Source organism: Microbulbifer sp. (assembly GCF_051659245.1).
Taxonomy (GTDB): Bacteria; Pseudomonadota; Gammaproteobacteria; order Pseudomonadales; family Cellvibrionaceae; genus Microbulbifer.
Window position 1 is genome coordinate 1 of the sequence record NZ_JBOFOC010000006.1, and the last position, 18,555, is coordinate 18,555.

Below are 18,555 nucleotides of genomic sequence, written 5' to 3' on the forward strand. Positions count from 1 at the left end.
TTCTTCGTAGCCATAGCCGATCGCGGGCATGGCCCGCTCCTACAAGGGAGCTTACCCACGGCAGAGAGAGAAAATTCGAGGGAGATATGAACAAACTGGAACAACTCAAGCAGCGCAGCCAGGTGGTTGCGGATACCGGGGATATCGAGGCCATCCGCCGCTACCGCCCCCACGACGCCACCACCAACCCTTCGCTGCTGTTCAAGGCCGCACAGCTGCCCCAGTACCGGGAACATATCGCCGAATCCCTGGCCTGGGCGCAAAACCATTCCGGCGACAGGGCGAAGCTCGCGGCGATAAAGCTGGCGGTGGCCATCGGCGGCGAGATACTGCAACTGGTGCCGGGGGTGGTGTCCACCGAAGTGGATGCGCGCCTGTCCTTCGACACCCGCGCCAGCATCGACTACGCCCGCCGTCTGATCGCCCTCTACGAGCAGGCAGGTATCGAGCGCGAGCGGGTGCTGATCAAGGTCGCCTCCACCTGGGAGGGCATCGCCGCGGCGGCGGTACTGGAGCGCGAGGGCATTCACTGCAACCTGACCCTGCTGTTCAGTTTCTGCCAGGCGGTGGCCTGCGCGGAGGCCGGGGTGACACTGATCTCCCCATTCGTGGGCCGGATTCTCGACTGGCACAAGGCCAACAGCGGCCGCGATCACTACAGCCCGGAGGAGGACCCCGGGGTGGTATCGGTGCGCAACATCTATCATTACTACAAGTCCCGCGACTACCCGACCATCGTGATGGGCGCCAGCTTCCGCAATACGGGGGAGATCGAAGCCCTGGCCGGCTGCGACCGCCTTACCATCAGCCCCCAGTTGCTGCAGGCCCTGGAGGAGGATTCCGCGGCTCTGGCGGCGGGCCTGGAGACCGACGTGGAACGGGAGTCCCGCCCGCCACGCCCGTTGAGTGAGGCGGAATTCCGCTACCAGTTGAACAACGATGCCATGGCCACCGAGAAGCTGGCGGAGGGCATCCGCAACTTCGTGCAGGACCAGGAGCGGCTGGAATCCCTGCTCCGGCAACAGATAGAGGGAGCGGCCGAAAACAATGCTGCAGCAAATTCGCAAACTTTTTGAACAGATCGGCAGCGGCACCGATGTAGAGGTGCGCGATGAACAGGATGTGCGAGTGATCAGCGCCGCGCTGCTCGCGGAAGTGGCGACAGTGGACCAGAACCTGGACCAGCGGGAACAGGACACCCTGATCCGGTTGCTACAGGAGCACTATCACCTGGATGCGGACGGTGCCGAACAGCTGGTGTACGACGCCCTGGCACGCCGCGACCAGGCCACCTCCCTGTATGAATTCACCCAGACGGTCAATGACCGGTTCGACGAGCGCAACAAGTATCTGCTGGTGCGGCAGATGTGGCAGGTGGCACTGGCGGACGACGTGATCGAGACCTTCGAGGAACACCTGATCCGCCGCGTCGCGGAGCTGATCTATCTGCCCCACGGGCTGTTTACACGGGCGCGGGCGGAGGCGAGGGAGATGAAGGGGAATGAGGAATGAGGAATGAGGAATGAGGAACAGGATATGCAAACTACGCGGCCCGTAAATTCGTAGGGTGCGCCATGCGCACCGCCCCAGGACTCGCGCGGGTTTCAGCCTTTTTGGTGCGCACGGCGCACCCTACCTGGGCCTTAACTCAACAGTATTGGGTCTAGGCGCGGCCCAGATTCCCGCCGACACACACGGCTTCAGACCGCATGTTCATCATTCCGCATTCCGCATTCCGCATTCATCATTAAAAATCAGTGCATACGCGCGGTGGGCTTGGCGGGTTCGCTCTCGCACTCCAGGCTGTGCACCAGGTCGCGAAAGGTCTCGGCGTTGTATTCGTTCATGCTCATCAACACCCGGTGCGCTTCCAGCACCTTATCTCGCGCGGCACATTCGTCCGGGGTTTTACATTGCAGAGGCTTGGGCTGGGTACGGTAGTTGCGGTGTTCGCCACTGATCTCGATCAGCGCGTCGAAGCCCATGGCATCCAGCAGGTGGCGGATACCCTTGTCGGTACTCAGGGCGAGGGGTTTACGGCAGCCGCGCTCCAGCGCGCGAATGGCGATTTTCGCCACCAATCCCAGGGTGGTGCTGTCCACACCCTCGGCATCGTGCAGATCGAAGATCACATCCTTGAAATCGTTGTGCGCGAACATGTCGTTGATGAAATTATCGAAAGAAGTGCACAGGTTGAGGCGCACATCACCCGTCAGCTTGATGACGTAGATGCCTTTGTGGGCTCCAACCATTATTTGCCCAGACTGCATAACAACCTCTGGCACACCCGATGAGCGGCAAGTGCACCGCTGGCATGGATGGCGAAAGTTCACTTTTGGAGAACCACCACTTCAAATGCGGGAAACATTTAAATTAGTGCATAAAGTAAGCAGAGCTTACTCCTCACCGGAAGGGCAGGCAAGAGGTAACGACCACGGCATAAAACGGACTGAACGGTCAGGAGTCCCACTCGGTTTCGATCGGCCCACCCTGCCCCAGGGTAAGCAGAGTGATATCGTCCGGCAGCGCCTCGAAAGTGCTCACTTGCAGAGCGGTACACAGGCTGTCCAGGTCGCCGCGGCTGCGGTCGATCGCCTGCAAAAGCTTGTCCTCCCGCTCGATAAGGTCGGCACCTTCGATCAACTCCAGTACACCATCGGAACAGGCCACCAGGCGCCAGCTCTCGGGCAGGCTGGCGCGCAGCACCTGCCAGTTGCCGTGTTCGAACAACCCGAGCGGGCGGCCCTTACCGGGCAACCATTCGGCGCCTGCGGCAGTCACCATCACCGGCATGGGCACCTGGCCGGCCACCGCATAGTGCAACTGCCGCGCGCGGCAGTCGATCGCCCCCACGAACATGCTGGCGTGCTTGTCCAGGCGGGTGGACAGCAGCTCCCTGTTGATCATGCTGAGAACATCCAGCAGGTCCTGATCCAGGGTATCCAGATGGGAGAACAGCGGGCGCTCCCGCAGTAGGTGCATGATGCTGTGCTTGATCAATGCGGTGACCAGCGCGGAAGAGACCCCGTGGCCGGAGACATCCACCAGGTAAAAGGCCACGAAACGCTCGCCGAACAGCCCGTAGTCGACGAAATCTCCGCTCAGGTAGAGGGAGGGAAACAGCCGGAAGGCGGCCTCGATATTCCCCGGGTAGCGATAGGGGGTGCGCGGCAGCAGGTGCTGCTGTAGCAGGCGCCCCGCCTGCTGGTCCCGCTGCAGCACTTCCACATGCTCGCGCAGTTCGCGATTGCGCCGCTCCAATTCTTCCCGATATTCGACGTTCTGCTGCGCCAGGGTATCCGCATGGGTGATGCGGCAGACCGCGTGGTCAAGCGCTCCCACGTTCTCCAAGGGCTTGAGCAGGTAGTCGCTGGCCCCCAGGCGCAGGGCCTGCACCACGTCGCTCACCTCGCTGTTGGACGCCAGCACGACCACCGGCGTCTCCGGGGACAGCTGCTTGATCCGGCGCAAGACTTCCAGGCCGCTCATATCCGGCAGGTGCAGGTCGGTGATCACCAGTTCGAACAGGCGCGGGGCAAACTGGCCGAGGGCTTCACCACCACTCTGCACCATAGTCACCGCAAATCCCAGACGCGCCAGCGCGCGCCGCACGAAATCGCGCGACGCCTCGTCGGCGTCGATTAGTAGAAGAGTCCTGCGGCCGGCCATGGGGCGGCTCGGGAAGGCATTGCCGGCGGAGTGGGATCAGAATGGAATGGCACTGACTTAAGCCGGGATTCGCTATTTTTGTAGGATGGGCAAAGCGCCGCGTGCCCATCAAAGCCGCAGATGATGGGCACGTCGCTACGCTCCTTTGCCCATCCTACGGAGGTTGCAACGCTTAAGTCAGTGCCATTCGGGTCAGAATGCAAAGTCGTCATCGAGATCGCCGCCGAAGTCGTCCTCCAACTCGCCGTCGTTGATCAGGTATTCGCGCCGCTGCAGGTAGGCATCGCGCAGCAGTACATAGCGGTCGCCGTTCAGCAGCATCTCGGCCTTGAGCAGGCCGGCACGCTGCTGGATCATATCGGTAAAATAGAGGCTGTTGCGGGTGGCGGTGTGGTCCACGTAACTGATCGGATCTGTATAGTAATCCACCACGCTCGCCGGCCCGTCCCGCAGGGTGGAGGGCCCTAACAGCGGCATCACCAGGTAGGGGCCGGACGGCATCCCCCAGGTGGCGAGGGTCTGGCCGAAATCCTCTCCATCACTGGGCTCCAGCCCCACGTGCTGGGCCACGTCGAACAGGCCGACGATACCGACGGTGGTATTGATCAGAAAGCGGCCGGCGTCGTTGCCCGCCTGTCCCCATTTCCACTGCAGGATGCTGTTGGTGGTATTGGTGACCTCGCGCAGGTTGCCGAAAAAGTTGCTGACCCCGCTCTGCACGAAGATCGGTGTGATCTGGCGATAGGAGACGGACACCGGCTTGAGCACCCAGCGATCGGCGGTGTCATTGAAGCGGAATACCGCGCGGTTGAAGCCCTCCCAGGGGTCCCTGTCCGCAGCCTCCTTCCCGTCGCCGTCGGCGAATTCCTCGGCGGGATCGAAGCCGTACTCATCTTCCAGACTGGAAGATCCGCCCTCACTGCCGCCGTCGCCATCGGAAGCCTCTGCGGCTCCCTCGGCAAAAGGATCCCCGCCGTCACCGGCACCGGTGGACGCCGGCGCGGTGGCGGCAGCCTCCGGCTCCACCTCCGCAAACGGGTCCTCCGCCGCCGGTGCCAACACGGGCATTCCAGCCAGGGCAGCGGCGAAAAACCAGGGTGAAATAACTATGCGTCCTAGCAAAACCCAGCTCCTCTCTTTCTCAGCCTTTATCCGGGGAGGGATTCTAACGCCCCTGGGGGGCATAAACTACCCTCGCCAGCATAGCATTCGATGGAAAAATCCGATCGGGTTGATCGAAGCAGTGGCGATATTTTCAGACCTTCAGCCCGGCGAGAATATCCAGACGCAACAGTTTTTCCAGCAGTTCCCGCCCGAACTCCAGCAGCGCGGCGGTATCCGGGTGGCGCATTTCCGCCGCCAGGGTCTCGAGCAGTTGCCGTCCGCTGTGTTCTCCCTCTCCCGCCAATTGCAGCAGCCGCGCGGTGACGCCGTTGGCCTCCATAAAGCCCACCTCGTCGGCGCGATCGCGATAAACCAGGAGGAATGTGGGGGTTTGCGGCGGCTCCTGGGGTTGATAAACGGGACCGATACGGTGCACGGGAAAGCGGTAGCTGAGGCTCCATACCAGGGGCGAGACCACAGGAATCGACGCCAGCACGTCCCCGCTGCGGGTGAGCCCAGCGGGGAACTCCTCTTCACTCACATCCAGCGCCAGCTCCACCCACTCGTAGTGGGCCAGTTCCAGCAGAAAGGGAGGGTCCCCTTCCCTGTGTCCCCGCTCGTTCTGCAGGTAGTGCAAAAACTCCTCGCTGATCTGCAGGAAATAGGGGCTCCGGGAGGCGTGGCGGTGCACGAAATCCCGCACCATCCGGTGCCAGGGCTCCTCCGCATAGAGACTGCGCAGCACCGGAAAGCCGCCGCTGATAAAGGATTCGATATTGTTGTAGATCAGTTCGCGGTAGACCCCCATGCGCCGGTCTTCCACAGACGACGGCGCGGCGCACTGGTCTGGTGCACGCAGATGGGCGGCGAAACAGCGCTGCAGCTCCCCGAAATCCGGCTCAGCGGTTCGATCACCGGCAGACATGGAGGGGCTCCGCAACGGTATTCGCCTGCCGCTGTCTGATGAGGCTCACTTCTTCGAGCAGTTCCGGCAACGGGGGGATGTTGAAATCCCGCTCCAACAGGGTGGGTATGGGGCCAAAGTGCTCGTAGGCCCGCTCCAGCAGCTGCCACACGGGATCGATCACCGGCGCGCCGTGGGTGTCCACTTTCAAATCATCCGCCTCGTCGAAGTGGCCGGCCACATGGGCGTAGCGGATGCGCTCCGCCGGCAGGCCGTACAGGAAGTCCAGCGGGTCATAGCGATGGTTGATAGCGTTGACATAGATATTGTTCACGTCCAGCAACAGATCGCAGTCCGCCTCCTCCAGCACCGCATTGAGAAATTCCAGCTCGCTCATTTCCCGGCCCGGCGCGGCGTAGTAGGAAACGTTTTCCATGGCGATGCGCTGCTCCAGCACATCCTGCACCTGACGGATACGCCCGGCCACGTAGCGGACCGCCTCGGAAGTGAACGGAATGGGCAGAAGGTCGTAGAGATGGCCGTGATCGGAGCAGTAGCTCAAGTGCTCACTGTAACAGCGGATATTGTGCCGCCGCATAAACTGCTTGATCGATTTCACCAGCTCCAGGTCCAGCGGCGCCGGCGAGCCGATGGAAAGGGACAGGCCGTGAATCACGAAGGGGAAGCGCTCGGTGTACCCGCGAAACCAGCGCCCAAAACGCCCGCCCACGCCGATCCAGTTTTCCGGTGCCACTTCCAGGAAATCCACCGCCCCGGGCGACAGCTCCTCGCCCATCATGGAGCGGCGCAGCCCCAGGCCGGCGCCCTGCACCGGATACTGTTCGTTGTCGGTAGTCAACATAGCGTCGAACAGGGTGCGCACAGCACACCCTGCCTATTCTGCCGCTTCAAAGGAAAGCGCGGGGCTCAGCCGCCGCACTTGCCTTCCTTCTTCTTGCCTTCGCCGCATTTACCCTCGCCGCACTTGCCTTCCTTCTTCTTGCCTTCGCCGCATTTCCCTTCGCCGCACTTGCCTTCTTTCTTCTTACCTTCCCCGCATTTGCCTTCGCCACACTTACCCTCTTGGCCCTTATCGTCCGCCATGGCGAGGTTGTAGCCGGAGGACAGCTCCTCCGCGGCAAAGGGGTTGGCGCTGTCGGCGGAAACACTTACGGAAGCGGATGCGAGGAAAGCCGCACCGACGGCCGCCGCCAGGGGGGAAAGATTCTTCTTATTGCTCATAACGATTCTCCTGAGGTAGTAACCCTATCGAAAAACACGCCCGACGGCGCTGAAAGTCGCCGTCCCGCGCAGTATACCGACTTTGCGAAGACGACAGTTGCGAATCCGACAGAGCCACGGCCGGAGGGTTTCAGCCGCCTGCCCGGTTCTGTGAACTCTGTCTTGTCGTTAGTCGCCGGAATAAACGGATTCTTACAGGAAGGCACAATATTTTCAGCCGAGGGGCGCCGCCTGCTCGATTTCCCACCACAGTTTGCCCAGGCGTTTGCCGGAGACCGGCATCAGGGTCTTCAGGGATTGGGCGAAGAGGGAGATGCGGAACTCCTCCAGCATCCACCGGTACTGCACCAGTTGCGGTTCCGCCGCCAGCGCCCGGTGGGAGTGGCGCTCAAGCTGGGCCAGGTAGGGCTCCGCGGATTTGTGGTATTCCACCTGCAGACGGCGGTCGCGGTTGGGGTCCAGCGCGGCCTTTTCCAGGCGCAGGTCGATACCCTTGAGGTAGCGGCCGTACTGGCGCAGCCATTCCAGCGGGGTATCGAACAGGCAACCGCGGTAGAAAAGGCCATTCAACTGCTGCTGGATATCCCCCACTGCCATGGCGACGGCGAGGTTCTTCTGCTGCTTGATCTGTTTGCGCAGGGGGACCAGCTGCGCCAGGGCCTTGGTCAGCAGCTCCGCAATCTCCTGGGCCACGGATATCAGATCGGCACTTTTCTCCAGCGCGCGCAGGAACTCCTCCTCGCTGCGCGGCCAGTTTTCATCCGCCCAGAACAGCTCCCGCGCGGCGGCCAGCAGGATATCGTCCGCCACCTCCTCGCGGCGGCCCAGGTCCGCGGCGGAGAGCCCCAGCTCTTTGCCGCGCAGCAGTTCCTTGCGCAGGTATTTCACCGGTTCCGGCAGGTGCAGCAGGGCCAGGCGGCAGATACCGGCGCGGGAAAGGCGCCGCGCCTCCCCCGGGTTGTCGAGGAGTTTCAGCGATACGCTGTCCTTACCTTCCACCAGGGCCGGGTAGGCGCGCACCTTGAGCGCCCCCTGTTGCAGGGTGTGAGTCTGCGGCAGGTCACCGAAATCCCAGCAGGTAATGCCGTCGCGCTCGAAATCGTCGCCGGCACTGGCCAGTTCCTTTTGTACCCGATCCTTATAGCGGGCCTGCAGTTCACCCAGGTTGCGGCCCTGGTCGAGCAGCTCGCCCTCCTCGTCCAATACCCGGATATTGAAACGGTAGAAATCCTCCAGTGACTGCTCGGCGGATTCCCAGGCGGAGTCCGGCAGTTGCTGCGCGGTCTGCCGATGCAATTCCTTCGCCAGGCTCTGCCACAGTGGCGTGTTGTCCGGCTGCAGCTTCGGCAGCGCCCGGTCCACCGCCGCCGGCACCGGCACGAAAACTTTGCGCCACTGCTTGGGCAGCGCCTTGACCAGGGCGATGCACTTGTCCCGCAGCAGCCCCGGCACCAGCCAGGACAGTCGCGCCGCGGGCACCTGGTGCAGCGCGCCCACCGGCACATGGATACTCACCCCGTCGGCGGCGCTGCCCGGTTCGAAGTGATAGCTGAGCGGGTATTCGATACCGCCCGCCAGCAGCGTATCGGGAAACTGCGCCTCGCCCACATGGGCCGCGGTGTGCTGCATCAGCAGCTCCCGGGGGACGAACAACAGCTGCGGATCTTTCTCCTCCGCCTGTTTACGCCAGCGCTCGAAGCCCGCCAGGTTGACGATATCCTGTGGGAGCCGCTCGTCGAAGAACTGGTAGACCACCTGGTCATCCACCAGGATATCCCGGCGGCGCGATTTGGCCTCCAGGTCTTCCAGCTCCCGCAATAACTCGCTGTAGTGGTGAAAGAACTTTCCTTTGCCCCGATATTTCTGTTCCACCAGCGCTTCGCGGACAAAAACCTCGCGCGCGGTCTGCGGATCCAGCTTGCCGTAGTGAATGCGGCGTTTCTCCACCAGCACCAGGCCGTAGAGGGATATCTTCTCGTAGGCCATCACCTGGCCCTTGCGCGCGTCGTAGTGGGGCTCAGAGTAATTGCGCTTCACCAGGTGTTCCGCGACCGCCAGCACCCACTCCGGTTCTATCTTCGCCACCGTGTGCGCGAACAGGCGGCTGGTCTCCAGCAACTGCGCCGCCACCACCCAGCGCGGCGGTTTCTTGAACTGGCCGGAGCCGGGAAAGATGTGGAAGCGGCGGTTGCGGCAGCCGAGGAATTCCTTGTTTTCGTCGCGCACGCCGATATTGCCCAGCAGGCCGGGCAGTATCGCACTGTGTATCGATTGGTACTGTTCCGGGGACTGGGCGGGCTCGCGGTTTTCGCGCAGTTTCAGCTCCCGGCAGGCGACGCGCAGTTGGTGGTGGATGTCCCGCCACTCGCGCATGCGCTGCCAGGACAGGAAATTTTTCTGGCACCACTTGCGCAGCTGGTTCTGGCTCAATTCCTGGCGCTGGGCTTCAAATGCATCCCACAACTGCACCAGGGAGAGAAAATCCGACTGCTCGTGCTGCCACTGTTTGTGCTTTTCGTCCGCTGCCTGGCGCTTTTCCGCCGGGCGCTCGCGGGGGTCCTGCACCGCCAGCGCGCTGACGATGATCAGCATTTCGCGCAGGCTGCCATTGTCGGCAGCGGCCATCAGCATGCGCCCCAGGCGCGGGTCCAGGGGCAGGCGCGACAGGGCGCGGCCCAACGGGGTTACATTGCCGTTGCCATCCACCGCCTGCAGTTCCTGCAGCAGCTTGTAGCCGTCGTTGATCAAGCGCTCGTCCGGCGGATCGACAAAGGGGAAATCGCGGATATCGCCGATGCGGAGCTGCAGCATCTGCAGTATCACCGCGGCCAAATTGGTGCGCAGTATCTCCGCGTCGGTGAACTGGGGGCGCTGCTCGAAATCCTTTTCGTCGTAGAGGCGAACGCAGACGCCGGCGCTGACGCGGCCGCAACGGCCGGCGCGCTGGTTGGCGCTGGCCTGGGAGATAGCCTCCACTGGCAGCCGCTGGATCTTGCTGCGGTAGCTATAGCGGCTGATACGCGCTGTGCCCGGATCTATTACGTAGCGGATACCGGGCACGGTGATCGAGGTCTCGGCCACGTTGGTGGCCAGAACTATTCTGCGGCCCCTGTGACCATGGAACACTTTGGCCTGCTCCGCCAGGCTCAATCGCGCGTAGAGGGGCAGCACTTCCAGTTGCGGAAGCTGGGCGTCCCTCAGCGCCTTGTGGCACTCGCGGATCTCGCGCTCGCCGCTCATAAATACCAGGATATCCCCGCCGCGCCGGCCGCTGGCTTTCTCCTCCCGCAGCAGCTCCTCCACCGCGGCGATCACCTGTTCGTTCAGGTCCTGATCGCTGTCGAACGGCGGGCGGTAGTGGATATCCACCGGATAGGTGCGGCCTGATACCTCGATAATCGGCGCATCGTCGAAGTGCCGGGAGAATTTCTCCAGGTCGATGGTGGCGGAGGTGATGATCAATTTCAGGTCCGGCCGCTTCGGCAGTACGGTTTTCAGGTAGCCGAGCAGGAAGTCGATATTGAGGCTGCGCTCGTGGGCCTCGTCGATGATCAGCGTATCGTATTTGTTCAACAGCGGATCGCGCTGGATTTCCGCCAGCAGTATGCCGTCGGTCATCAGCTTGATATGGGTGTGCTCGGTGCTCTGATCGGTAAAGCGCACCTGGTAGCCCACCGACTGTCCCAGTGGCTGTCCCAGTTCCTCGGCGATGCGGTTGGCCACGGTGCGCGCGGCGATGCGGCGCGGCTGGGTGTGGCCTACCTGGCCGAAAATGCCACGGCCCAGCTCCAGGCAAATCTTCGGCAGTTGGGTGGTCTTGCCGGAGCCGGTCTCACCGGCCACCACCACCACCTGGTGATCGGCGATCAGTTCGGCGATCTCGGCCCGCCGCGCCACCACCGGCAGGTCTTCCGGCCAGCGCGCCTCCGGCAGTTTCCGCCGCCGCTCCTCCGCCAGCGACCGCGAGGCCTGCAGCTGCTCCTCCAACTGGGCGAGCATCCGGTCCGCCGGCTTGCCCTCTTCCAAGCGCCCGCGTGCGGCGTCGAGGGTTTTGCGCAGGCGCTGGCGGTCCCGCCCCATACATTGGGGGATCTGCTCGGCCAGGGAATCGACTTCACTCATCGGGCACCGAAAATCATCGAAAACGGCGGATTATAACAGCCGCTTGGCGCTGAACTATACTTGAGCAGATGTCTATTTTCCCTGTAGGAGCGGCGACCGCCAGGGATGGCGGGGTGCCGCCCAGCGGAAATGCAGATTTTGCAGGAGCAAAAATCTGCCCATGGCCGCGACAAATCTGCCACGGGAAAATTTGCACAGCCCTGCGAGCCACAGAGACGTAGCAAGGCAGGGCGGGCCTTCGGCCCGCAAGCCGAGCTGGAGCTCGGCGTTCCCAGGGGGCCGTTCCTACAGGGAGGTCGAGCCGTAACTTGCGAGCTGTGGTATGCAAGAGCTCAAACCCAGGCCTCCGGCCGCTGCCGGAGAAATGCTCGGACACCCGAAGGGTCTCTTTCTGCTGTTCGGCACCGAGATGTGGGAGCGGCTCAGCTACTATGGCATGCGCGGCATCTTCGTCTTCTACCTCACTTCGGCCGCCGGCGCGGCAGCCTTCGGCTGGGGCCAACTGTCCGATACCGAGCTTCAATCCAGGGCCCTGAGCTACCTCGGCTGGTACATGATGCTGGTGTACCTGACGCCGATTCTCGGCGGCTGGATGGCTGACAATCTCTGGGGCCAGCGCCGCTGCATCCTGCTCGGCGGCACCCTGATGATGCTGGGTCAGTTCACCCTGGGATTTCCCCACGCCTGGCTGCCGGACGGCAGCGAGATTTATTTCCTGTGGCTGGGATTGGGGCTGATGATTCTCGGCAACGGCTTTTTCAAGCCCAACATCTCCACCATGGTGGGGGACCTCTACTACGAGGGCGACAGGCGCCGCGACACCGCCTTTACCATTTTCTATATGGGCATCAACCTGGGCTCGATCCTGGGCTACTTGGTGATCGGCTGGATCGGCGAGAAGATCAATTACCAACTGGCATTTTTCATTGCCGGTATCGGTATGCTGCTGGGCCTGCTGCTGCAGATTTCCCGGGCCGACAAATACCTGGGGGAAGTGGGCCGGCAGCCCTCCGCCAGGCTGGGACTGAAAAAAGACAATGCCGACAGACACAAGCCGCTATCCCTGGAGGAGCGCGACCGCATCAAGGTGATCCTGGTCCTGGGGCTGTTCACGGTGGTCTTCTGGGCCGGTTTCGAGCAGGCCGCCGGCTCCATGAACCTGTTCGCGAAGCACAATACCGACCTGATGATCGGCGGCTGGGAGATGCCCGCCAGCTGGCTACAGATGGTCAACCCGCTGTTTATCATTATCCTCGCCCCGGTGATCGCCAGCATCTGGGTGGGGCTGGGGGACCGGGAGCCCAGCTCGCCGGCCAAGTTCAGCCTGGGACTGGTCTTTCTCGGGTTGGGTTTCATCTCCATGGTGGGCGCCGCACTGCAGATCGGCGACTCGCTGACCGTCAAAGCCAGTATCTGGTGGCTGGTGTTTGCCTATATCTTCCACACCGTGGGCGAGCTGTGCCTGTCGCCCATCGGCCTGTCCATGGTCACCAAACTGTCGCCGCTGCGCTACCTGTCGCTGATGATGGGGTTATGGTTCGCCTTTATCGGCATCGCCAACAAAGGCGCGGCGGAAATCGGCAAGCTAGTGGGGGAAACCGGGCCCCTGGCCACTTTCGGCGGCGTGGCCGTGGCGGCCATAGGTGCAGGGATTCTGCTGTATTTCCTGCGCGACAGATTGGTGGACTGGATGCACGGTGTGGAGTCGGCGCACCTGAAGGTGGGGGATTCCACGAAGGAGGAAGTGGGTATTACTGCGGATCACGAGGGAGCACCGCCGAGGCACTTCTCTGAATGATGAACGCGGAACAGGGTGCTGCCGCTCGCACTTTATTGTCAAACCTTAATTTGGGGAAGTTCGGGCGCGGACCAGATTCCCGGCCGCATGCGTGGAGTTAAATCGCGTATTCCGCATTCCGCATTCCGCATTCCGCATTCCGCATTCCGCATTCCGCATTCCGCATTCCGCATTCCGCATTAAAAAATCACCTCCCCTTCACCAGATAGGCGATGGCCCTATCCAGCCCCTCCAGGGTCATCGGGTACATCTGCCCGTCCACCAGCTGCCGGGTGAGCCCGATGGTAGGCGTATACTGCCAGTACTCCTCACCCACCGGGTTGAGCCATACCAGCTTGCCGTAGGTGTCCGCCACCCTTTCCATCCAGGCGGCCCCCGGCTCTTCGTTCATATGCTCCACGCTGCCGTAGGGGCTGGTGATCTCGTAGGGCGCCATGGAGGCGTCGCCGACGAAAATCACCCTGTAATCCTTACCGTAGGTGCGCAGTACTTCCAGCAGCGGGGTGGTTTCGCTATAGCGGCGCCGGTTGTCCTTCCACACATGCTCGTAGATGAAATTGTGGAAGTAAAAATACTCCAGGTGTTTGAACTCGGAGCGGCAGGCGGAGAAGAGTTCCTCGCACACCCGCACATAGGGGTCCATGGAGCCGCCCACGTCGAAGAAAATCAGCACCTTCACCGCGTTGTGCCGCTCCGGCACCATCCTGATATCCAGCAGGCCGGCATTGCGTGCGGTCGAGGAAATAGTGTCGTCCAGGTCCAGCTCCTCCGCCGCACCGGTGCGCGCGAACTTGCGCAGTTTGCGCAGCGCCACCTGAATATTGCGCGTGCCCAGGGAAATACCGTCGTCCAGGTTGCGGAACTGGCGTTTCTGCCACACCTTCGCCGCCGAACGGTTGCGGCTGTTGCCGCCCACGCGAATGCCCTCGGGATTATAGCCGCTGTTGCCGAAGGGGCTGGTGCCGCCGGTGCCGATCCAGCGGTTGCCGCCACTGTGGCGTTCTTTCTGTTCTTCCAGACGTTTGCGGAATTCCTCCAGCAGCTTTTCCAGACCGCCCAGGCTTTCGATTCTGGCCTTTTCCTCCTCGCTCAGCTGCTTGAGAAACTCCGCGCGAACCCACTCCTCGGGGATCATCTGCTCGAGAAGGTCGTCGAGGGTTTCCAGGTCCTTGAAGTAGGCGTCGAAGGCGCGGTCGAACTTGTCGAAGTGCTTTTCGTCCTTGACCAGGCAGGTGCGGGAGAGAAAGTAGAATTCCTCGAGGTCCGCGAATGCCAGCCGCTGCTGCAGCGCTTCCAGCAGTGCCAGCAGTTCGGTGGTGGAGACCGGGAGTTTGTAGCGGCGTAGATTCAGGAAAAAGCCAATCAGCATAGTGATTTTCGATACAGCCGGTTAAATACTGGTGCCCTGTAGGAGCCTGCTTGCAGGCGAAAAGTTCGGAGCCCTGTAGTCTTTCGCCTGCAAGCAGGCTCCTACAGGGAGCTTAGGAAGTTAACGGTTCTCGCGGCGCGCCATAAAGGCCAGCCGTTCCAGCATATGCACATCCTGCTCGTTCTTGAGCAGGGCGCCGTAGAGCGGCGGAATCGCGCTGCTGCCATCGCGGTTTTTCAGTACTTCCTCGGGAATATCATCGGCGAGCAGGAGTTTCAACCAGTCGATCAGTTCGGAGGTGGAGGGTTTTTTCTTCAGACCCGGCACTTCGCGCAGCTGGAAGAAGATATCCATCGCCTCCGCCACCAGCTGCCGTTTGATTCCCGGGTAGTGCACGTCGACGATCTTGTGCATGGTGTCGCGGTCCGGGAAGCTGATGTAGTGGAAGAAGCAGCGGCGCAGGAAGGCGTCCGGCAGTTCCTTCTCGTTGTTGGAGGTGATGATCACCACAGGGCGGTGTTTGGCTTTTACCGTCTCGCCGGTCTCGTAGACGAAGAACTCCATGCGGTCCAGTTCCACCAGCAGGTCGTTGGGGAACTCGATATCCGCCTTGTCGATCTCGTCGATCAACAGCACCGCGCGCTCCTCCGCGGCGAAGGCGTCCCACAACTTGCCGCGCTTGATGTAGTTGCGGATATCGTGGACCTTGTCCACCCCCAGTTGGGAATCCCGCAGGCGCGACACCGCGTCGTACTCGTAGAGCCCCTGCTGGGCCTTGGTGGTGGATTTGATATGCCACTGGATCAGCTGGAGCCCCAGGCTCTGCGCCACCTCCTGTGCCAGCAGCGTCTTGCCGGTGCCCGGCTCGCCCTTGATCAGCAGCGGCCGCTGCAGCGCCACCGCCGCGTTCACCGCCATCTGCAGGTCTTCGGTGGCCACATAGCTGTCGGTGCCGGTAAATTTCATCGTCGATCCCCAGTATTTGCCCTGGGGCAAATACTAAGGGATGGAGGGAGAGGAGCCAAAGGCGGAATCGGTCAGACTGAGTGACACAGGTGAACTGCTTGAGCGGGCCTGCGGCCCGCAGGCGGAGCTGGAGCTCCGCGTTCCCGACAACGACCGGGTCGTCAGGCCGCCGCCGTGCTGCGCCGGCGCACCACTTGGCGGCCCTTGTCGGTGATATACCAGCGGATGCCCAGGTGGCTGTGGATCTTGCCCACCATTTCCAGCACCACCAGGCTGTTGAGCGCCCGCGCCACCGAGTTGGTCTGCATACCGCTCTCCTGCACCATGCCCGCCAGGGAGCGGAATACGCAGCCACCGCCGTTGAGCAGGGCCAGCACCTGCAGGGCGTTGTCATCCAGTTTGCGGATCTGGTTGAAGTCCAGGGCGGGTCCCTGCTCCGGATCGCCCTCTATCTCGTGCTCCAGCAGCGGCATCATCTCCAACTGCATGGTGCGCAGTTCCTGCTCCAGGTTCTCCACCCGCGCGCGGGCGATACTGGCATCGCGCAGCTGGCGGCGCGCGGCGTTGAACACGAACATGCGCGAGGCGATGGCCGCCAGCAGGCAGTAGCCGGTAAAGATCAGCAGTCGCGAGGGGTCCCCCTGGATCTCGATCAGCAGGTCGCTCTGGGTGAACTTGAGAAAAATAGGCACCATCAATGCGCCGCACAGCCCCAGGATCAGGCAGCGCGCAAGCCCGGCCGGGTCCTCCTCGGTAAACAGCATCTGGTAATAGTTCACCAGGCCGCCGAGAATCCCGGAAACCAGCATGACCGCGGTCAAAATAAGCAGATGGTCGAGCATCCGTGTTCCTCTGCCATGCACTGCCAACGCATCTGCTGGCACTTTTTCTAATGCGATTGACCCCGGACTGGTGCCGGGGCCAGCTCTATAGATATAGCAGTTGGCGGGGAATCAAGTGCGGGCGGAAAGGGGGAAGGGGCGCCTTTGGCCCAGCGATCAGTGCCCAGCCATCAGTGAATGGTCATGGACCAATAGTCACCCACAGTGGCCAGCATCTCACTGTTCATTGAAAAAAGGGTCGTCTTCAAGCTGCCGCCGCTGCTCGCGGCGGTGGCCCAGATAGAGGGCTGTCAGCCCCCAGATCGCCAGCAGGGCGAGGGCACCGCCGCCGGCGAAGACCAGGGTTGCCGTCACCTCCGGCGCGGCACCCGCCTCTTCGAACAGGGTTTGGAAGACAAACAGCGGCAATACCGGTATCGATGGGGTCTCCGGCGCGCCGGTTCGCGCCGGCACCAGCAGCACCGTCGCAGTCAGCAACAGCAGCGAGTAGCGCAGCCAGGTCCAACTCCAGTTGCGCATAAACCACCAGCCGGCCGCCAGCAGCACCAGGGTCCCCCCGCCGTAGATCACCCAGGCAATTCGATACTCTTCCGCCATTCTCTTGTTTTCTTATCCAGTGGTTAATCGGTGTCGCCTATCCAGGTGACGATATGCTCCTCGAAATCGTCCGGGTGCACCAGCTCTTCGCTGATGGCGCGACCGCGCACGGAGATGCCCGCCTCATGCACCGACTCCGCGCGCCCGGAGACCAGCGGGTGCCAGTCCGCCAGCGGCCGCCCCTCGGCCAGGGTGCGGTAGGCACAGGTGGCGGGCAGCCAGTGGAAGTCGGTTACATCCCGCGCGCGCAATTGAATGCAGTCCGGCACCCGGCGCTTTCGTCGCGGGTAATCGCTACAGCGGCAGGAGTCCGTGTCCAGCAGCCGGCAGGCGATGCTGGTGGTGTGGATCTCGCCGGTATCCTCGTCCTCCAGACGGTGCAGGCAGCAGCGGCCACAGCGGTCGCAGAGGGATTCCCACTCCGCCTCGCTCATCTGCGCAAGGGCTTTGCGCTGCCAGAAAGGTTGCCCGCTCACAGAGTCCTCAACCACAACTTAAAGTCCTCAACGCTGCAGCTTAAAGTCTTCAACGCTGCAGCTTGCTGTTCTGTGCGGCGACAGCGCTCATTTCACTATCGGCGGCGGGTGGCATCTGCAAATAATAGCCCCGCTCGCGGATTTCACTGAGCACCCTGGCGGCCTCGGCGCGGGCCAGCTTTCTCTCCGGAGTGAGCACCAGGGTCACCAGGTGTTTGAGCTCGCCAAAGAGCTCCAGCAGTTTTTCCGGCACCCGCCGGGTTCCCTCGCGCTTGTCCACGTAGAGATACATTTCCTCTTCGCGCGCGCTGCGGTAGATATCGCACAGAGTTTTCATTTCACGGCTTCCTCTCGCGCGGTGTGCAGGGTGTCGAGCAGGGCCCGGCCGATCACCTGCCCGCGCCAGCCGCGCAGGCGACCCTGCAGTTCCGGTTGCGGCGACTGTACCAGCTGTTCCAGCTCTTTCTTGCGCACCAGTATTTCCACCGGCAGCGATTTTTCTTCGGCAATTTCACTCACCCGTTGGCGCAGCAGTTTCAGGTGCTCGCCCTCGCTGCGGCTGAGAGGCTGCGACAGTGCGGGCGGCGGATCTTCGCGCCCGGCAGCGCGGTCGATTATCTGTGACAGTGTGTCGCCCAACTGGCGCAGGGCGCGCCCTTCCAGCCCGGCCTGGGTCAGGCCGATGGTGTTGCCCGGCAGCCTCTGTGCCAGGTTCAGGCAGACGTGCTCCTTCAACAGGTGGTTGCGCGGCAGGTCCTGCAGGCGCGCCTCGCGCTCGCGCCAGGCACAGATATCCTGCAGTGCGGACAGCTGTGAGCCGCGCAGGCGCCAGGCGCCCTTGACCTTTTGATAATAGAGTTCCGGCGGCGGCGGGTTGCGCGCGGCGGTCACCAGGGCAGCGCAGTCCTCCAGCAGCCAATCCATACGCCCCTGCTCACGGAGGCGTTTGAGCAGCACGCCGTACACCAGCGGCAGCCAGGCCACGTCCAGGGCGGCGTAGGTTTTCTGGGCCTCGCTGAGCGGGCGCTGCAACCAGTCGGAGCGGGTCTCGCTTTTGGGCAGTTCGATGTTGAGCAGCTGGCTCACCGTTGCCGCGTAGCCGAGCCCGGCCTTCATGCCGGTGAGAGCGGCGGCGATCTGGGTATCGAAGATCGGCTCCGGCACCGCACCCAGAAGCCGTTCAAGGGTTTCCAGGTCCTCGCTGCAGGAGTGCATGATCTTGGTTACCGAGGTATCCAGCAACAGTTCGCGCAGCGGCTGAAGATCGTCGATGGCGAGGTTGTCGATCAGGTAACAGTGCTCGCCGTCACCCACCTGCACCAGCGCCGGCTGCGGATAGAAAGTGCGGCTGCGCATAAATTCGGTGTCCAGGGCCACGGCATTCTGGCCGCGCCAGCGGACACAGAGCTCCGCCAGCCGCTCGCTGCTGTCGATCCAGACGGGGGTCGTATCGATTTCCATCAAAG

At 62.4% G+C, this 18,555-nt stretch carries 17 protein-coding genes; 3 read left to right on the plus strand and 14 right to left on the minus strand.

What is annotated here, in order from left to right:
* Nucleotides 1-86 precede the first annotated feature (86 nt).
* Together tal and ACRC0P_RS00295 are read left to right on the plus strand one after the other, a co-directional pair.
* Nucleotides 87-1,076, plus strand: coding sequence for a transaldolase (tal, locus tag ACRC0P_RS00290; RefSeq protein WP_438627363.1), 990 nt, complete (start codon nucleotides 87-89; stop codon nucleotides 1,074-1,076).
* On the plus strand, nucleotides 1,048-1,512 hold the full coding sequence (locus ACRC0P_RS00295; protein WP_438627365.1) for a TerB family tellurite resistance protein: 465 nt from the start codon (nucleotides 1,048-1,050) through the stop codon (nucleotides 1,510-1,512). The genes tal and ACRC0P_RS00295 overlap by 29 nt, the downstream gene beginning before the upstream one ends.
* 242 nt (nucleotides 1,513-1,754) lie before the next feature.
* Here ACRC0P_RS00295 and ACRC0P_RS00300 read toward each other — a convergent pair whose 3' ends face one another.
* The 7 genes from ACRC0P_RS00300 to hrpA all read right to left on the minus strand — a co-directional run bounded on the left by ACRC0P_RS00300 (nucleotide 1,755) and on the right by hrpA (nucleotide 11,041).
* Nucleotides 1,755-2,270 (minus strand): STAS domain-containing protein, encoded by a 516-nt coding sequence (locus ACRC0P_RS00300; RefSeq protein ID WP_438627367.1) that lies wholly within the window; start codon nucleotides 2,268-2,270, stop codon nucleotides 1,755-1,757.
* Between the two features lie 187 nt (nucleotides 2,271-2,457).
* Entirely contained in the window at nucleotides 2,458-3,669 is a 1,212-nt protein-coding gene (locus ACRC0P_RS00305; protein WP_438627369.1) for a PP2C family protein-serine/threonine phosphatase, read from the minus strand.
* A 192-nt stretch (nucleotides 3,670-3,861) separates the two neighbouring features.
* Nucleotides 3,862-4,791 carry an MlaA family lipoprotein gene (locus tag ACRC0P_RS00310; RefSeq protein WP_438627371.1) on the minus strand — a complete coding sequence of 310 codons (930 nt, stop codon included), beginning with the start codon at nucleotides 4,789-4,791 and terminating at the stop codon, nucleotides 3,862-3,864.
* 133 nt (nucleotides 4,792-4,924) lie between these two features.
* Nucleotides 4,925-5,698, minus strand: coding sequence for an HvfC family RiPP maturation protein (locus ACRC0P_RS00315; protein WP_438627373.1), 774 nt, complete (start codon nucleotides 5,696-5,698; stop codon nucleotides 4,925-4,927).
* Nucleotides 5,685-6,539: an HvfB family MNIO-type RiPP peptide maturase gene (locus ACRC0P_RS00320; RefSeq protein ID WP_438627482.1), complete on the minus strand. Its 855-nt coding sequence runs from the start codon at nucleotides 6,537-6,539 to the stop codon at nucleotides 5,685-5,687. The genes ACRC0P_RS00315 and ACRC0P_RS00320 overlap by 14 nt, the downstream gene beginning before the upstream one ends.
* A gap of 65 nt (nucleotides 6,540-6,604) precedes the next feature.
* Nucleotides 6,605-6,919 (minus strand): HvfA family oxazolone/thioamide-modified RiPP metallophore, encoded by a 315-nt coding sequence (locus ACRC0P_RS00325; RefSeq protein WP_438627375.1) that lies wholly within the window; start codon nucleotides 6,917-6,919, stop codon nucleotides 6,605-6,607.
* A gap of 213 nt (nucleotides 6,920-7,132) precedes the next feature.
* Nucleotides 7,133-11,041 carry an ATP-dependent RNA helicase HrpA gene (hrpA, locus tag ACRC0P_RS00330; RefSeq protein WP_438627377.1) on the minus strand — a complete coding sequence of 1,303 codons (3,909 nt, stop codon included), beginning with the start codon at nucleotides 11,039-11,041 and terminating at the stop codon, nucleotides 7,133-7,135.
* A gap of 322 nt (nucleotides 11,042-11,363) precedes the next feature.
* On the opposite strand from hrpA, the gene ACRC0P_RS00335 reads away from it, so the two are divergent.
* Nucleotides 11,364-12,839, plus strand: coding sequence for a peptide MFS transporter (locus ACRC0P_RS00335; protein ID WP_438627379.1), 1,476 nt, complete (start codon nucleotides 11,364-11,366; stop codon nucleotides 12,837-12,839).
* A 187-nt stretch (nucleotides 12,840-13,026) separates the two neighbouring features.
* Here the strand turns inward: ACRC0P_RS00335 and ACRC0P_RS00340 are convergent, their stop codons facing one another.
* From ACRC0P_RS00340 to rnd, 7 genes are all read right to left on the minus strand, one after another.
* Entirely contained in the window at nucleotides 13,027-14,208 is a 1,182-nt protein-coding gene (locus tag ACRC0P_RS00340; protein WP_438627381.1) for a vWA domain-containing protein, read from the minus strand.
* Between the two features lie 120 nt (nucleotides 14,209-14,328).
* Entirely contained in the window at nucleotides 14,329-15,174 is an 846-nt protein-coding gene (locus ACRC0P_RS00345) for an AAA family ATPase (protein WP_438627383.1), read from the minus strand.
* Nucleotides 15,175-15,335: 161 nt separating this feature from the next.
* Complete coding sequence (locus ACRC0P_RS00350) at nucleotides 15,336-16,016, minus strand: YEATS-associated helix-containing protein (RefSeq protein ID WP_438627385.1); 681 nt, start codon at nucleotides 16,014-16,016, stop codon at nucleotides 15,336-15,338.
* Nucleotides 16,017-16,232: 216 nt separating this feature from the next.
* Complete coding sequence (locus ACRC0P_RS00355; protein WP_438627387.1) at nucleotides 16,233-16,613, minus strand: hypothetical protein; 381 nt, start codon at nucleotides 16,611-16,613, stop codon at nucleotides 16,233-16,235.
* 23 nt (nucleotides 16,614-16,636) lie between these two features.
* Nucleotides 16,637-17,104, minus strand: a complete 468-nt coding sequence (locus tag ACRC0P_RS00360) for a YcgN family cysteine cluster protein (RefSeq protein WP_438627389.1) — start codon at nucleotides 17,102-17,104, stop codon at nucleotides 16,637-16,639.
* Nucleotides 17,105-17,138: 34 nt separating this feature from the next.
* Entirely contained in the window at nucleotides 17,139-17,426 is a 288-nt protein-coding gene (locus tag ACRC0P_RS00365) for a YcgL domain-containing protein (RefSeq protein WP_438627391.1), read from the minus strand.
* Nucleotides 17,423-18,550: a ribonuclease D gene (gene rnd / locus ACRC0P_RS00370; protein ID WP_438627393.1), complete on the minus strand. Its 1,128-nt coding sequence runs from the start codon at nucleotides 18,548-18,550 to the stop codon at nucleotides 17,423-17,425. The genes ACRC0P_RS00365 and rnd overlap by 4 nt, the downstream gene beginning before the upstream one ends.
* Between the last annotated feature and the right edge of the window lie 5 nt (nucleotides 18,551-18,555).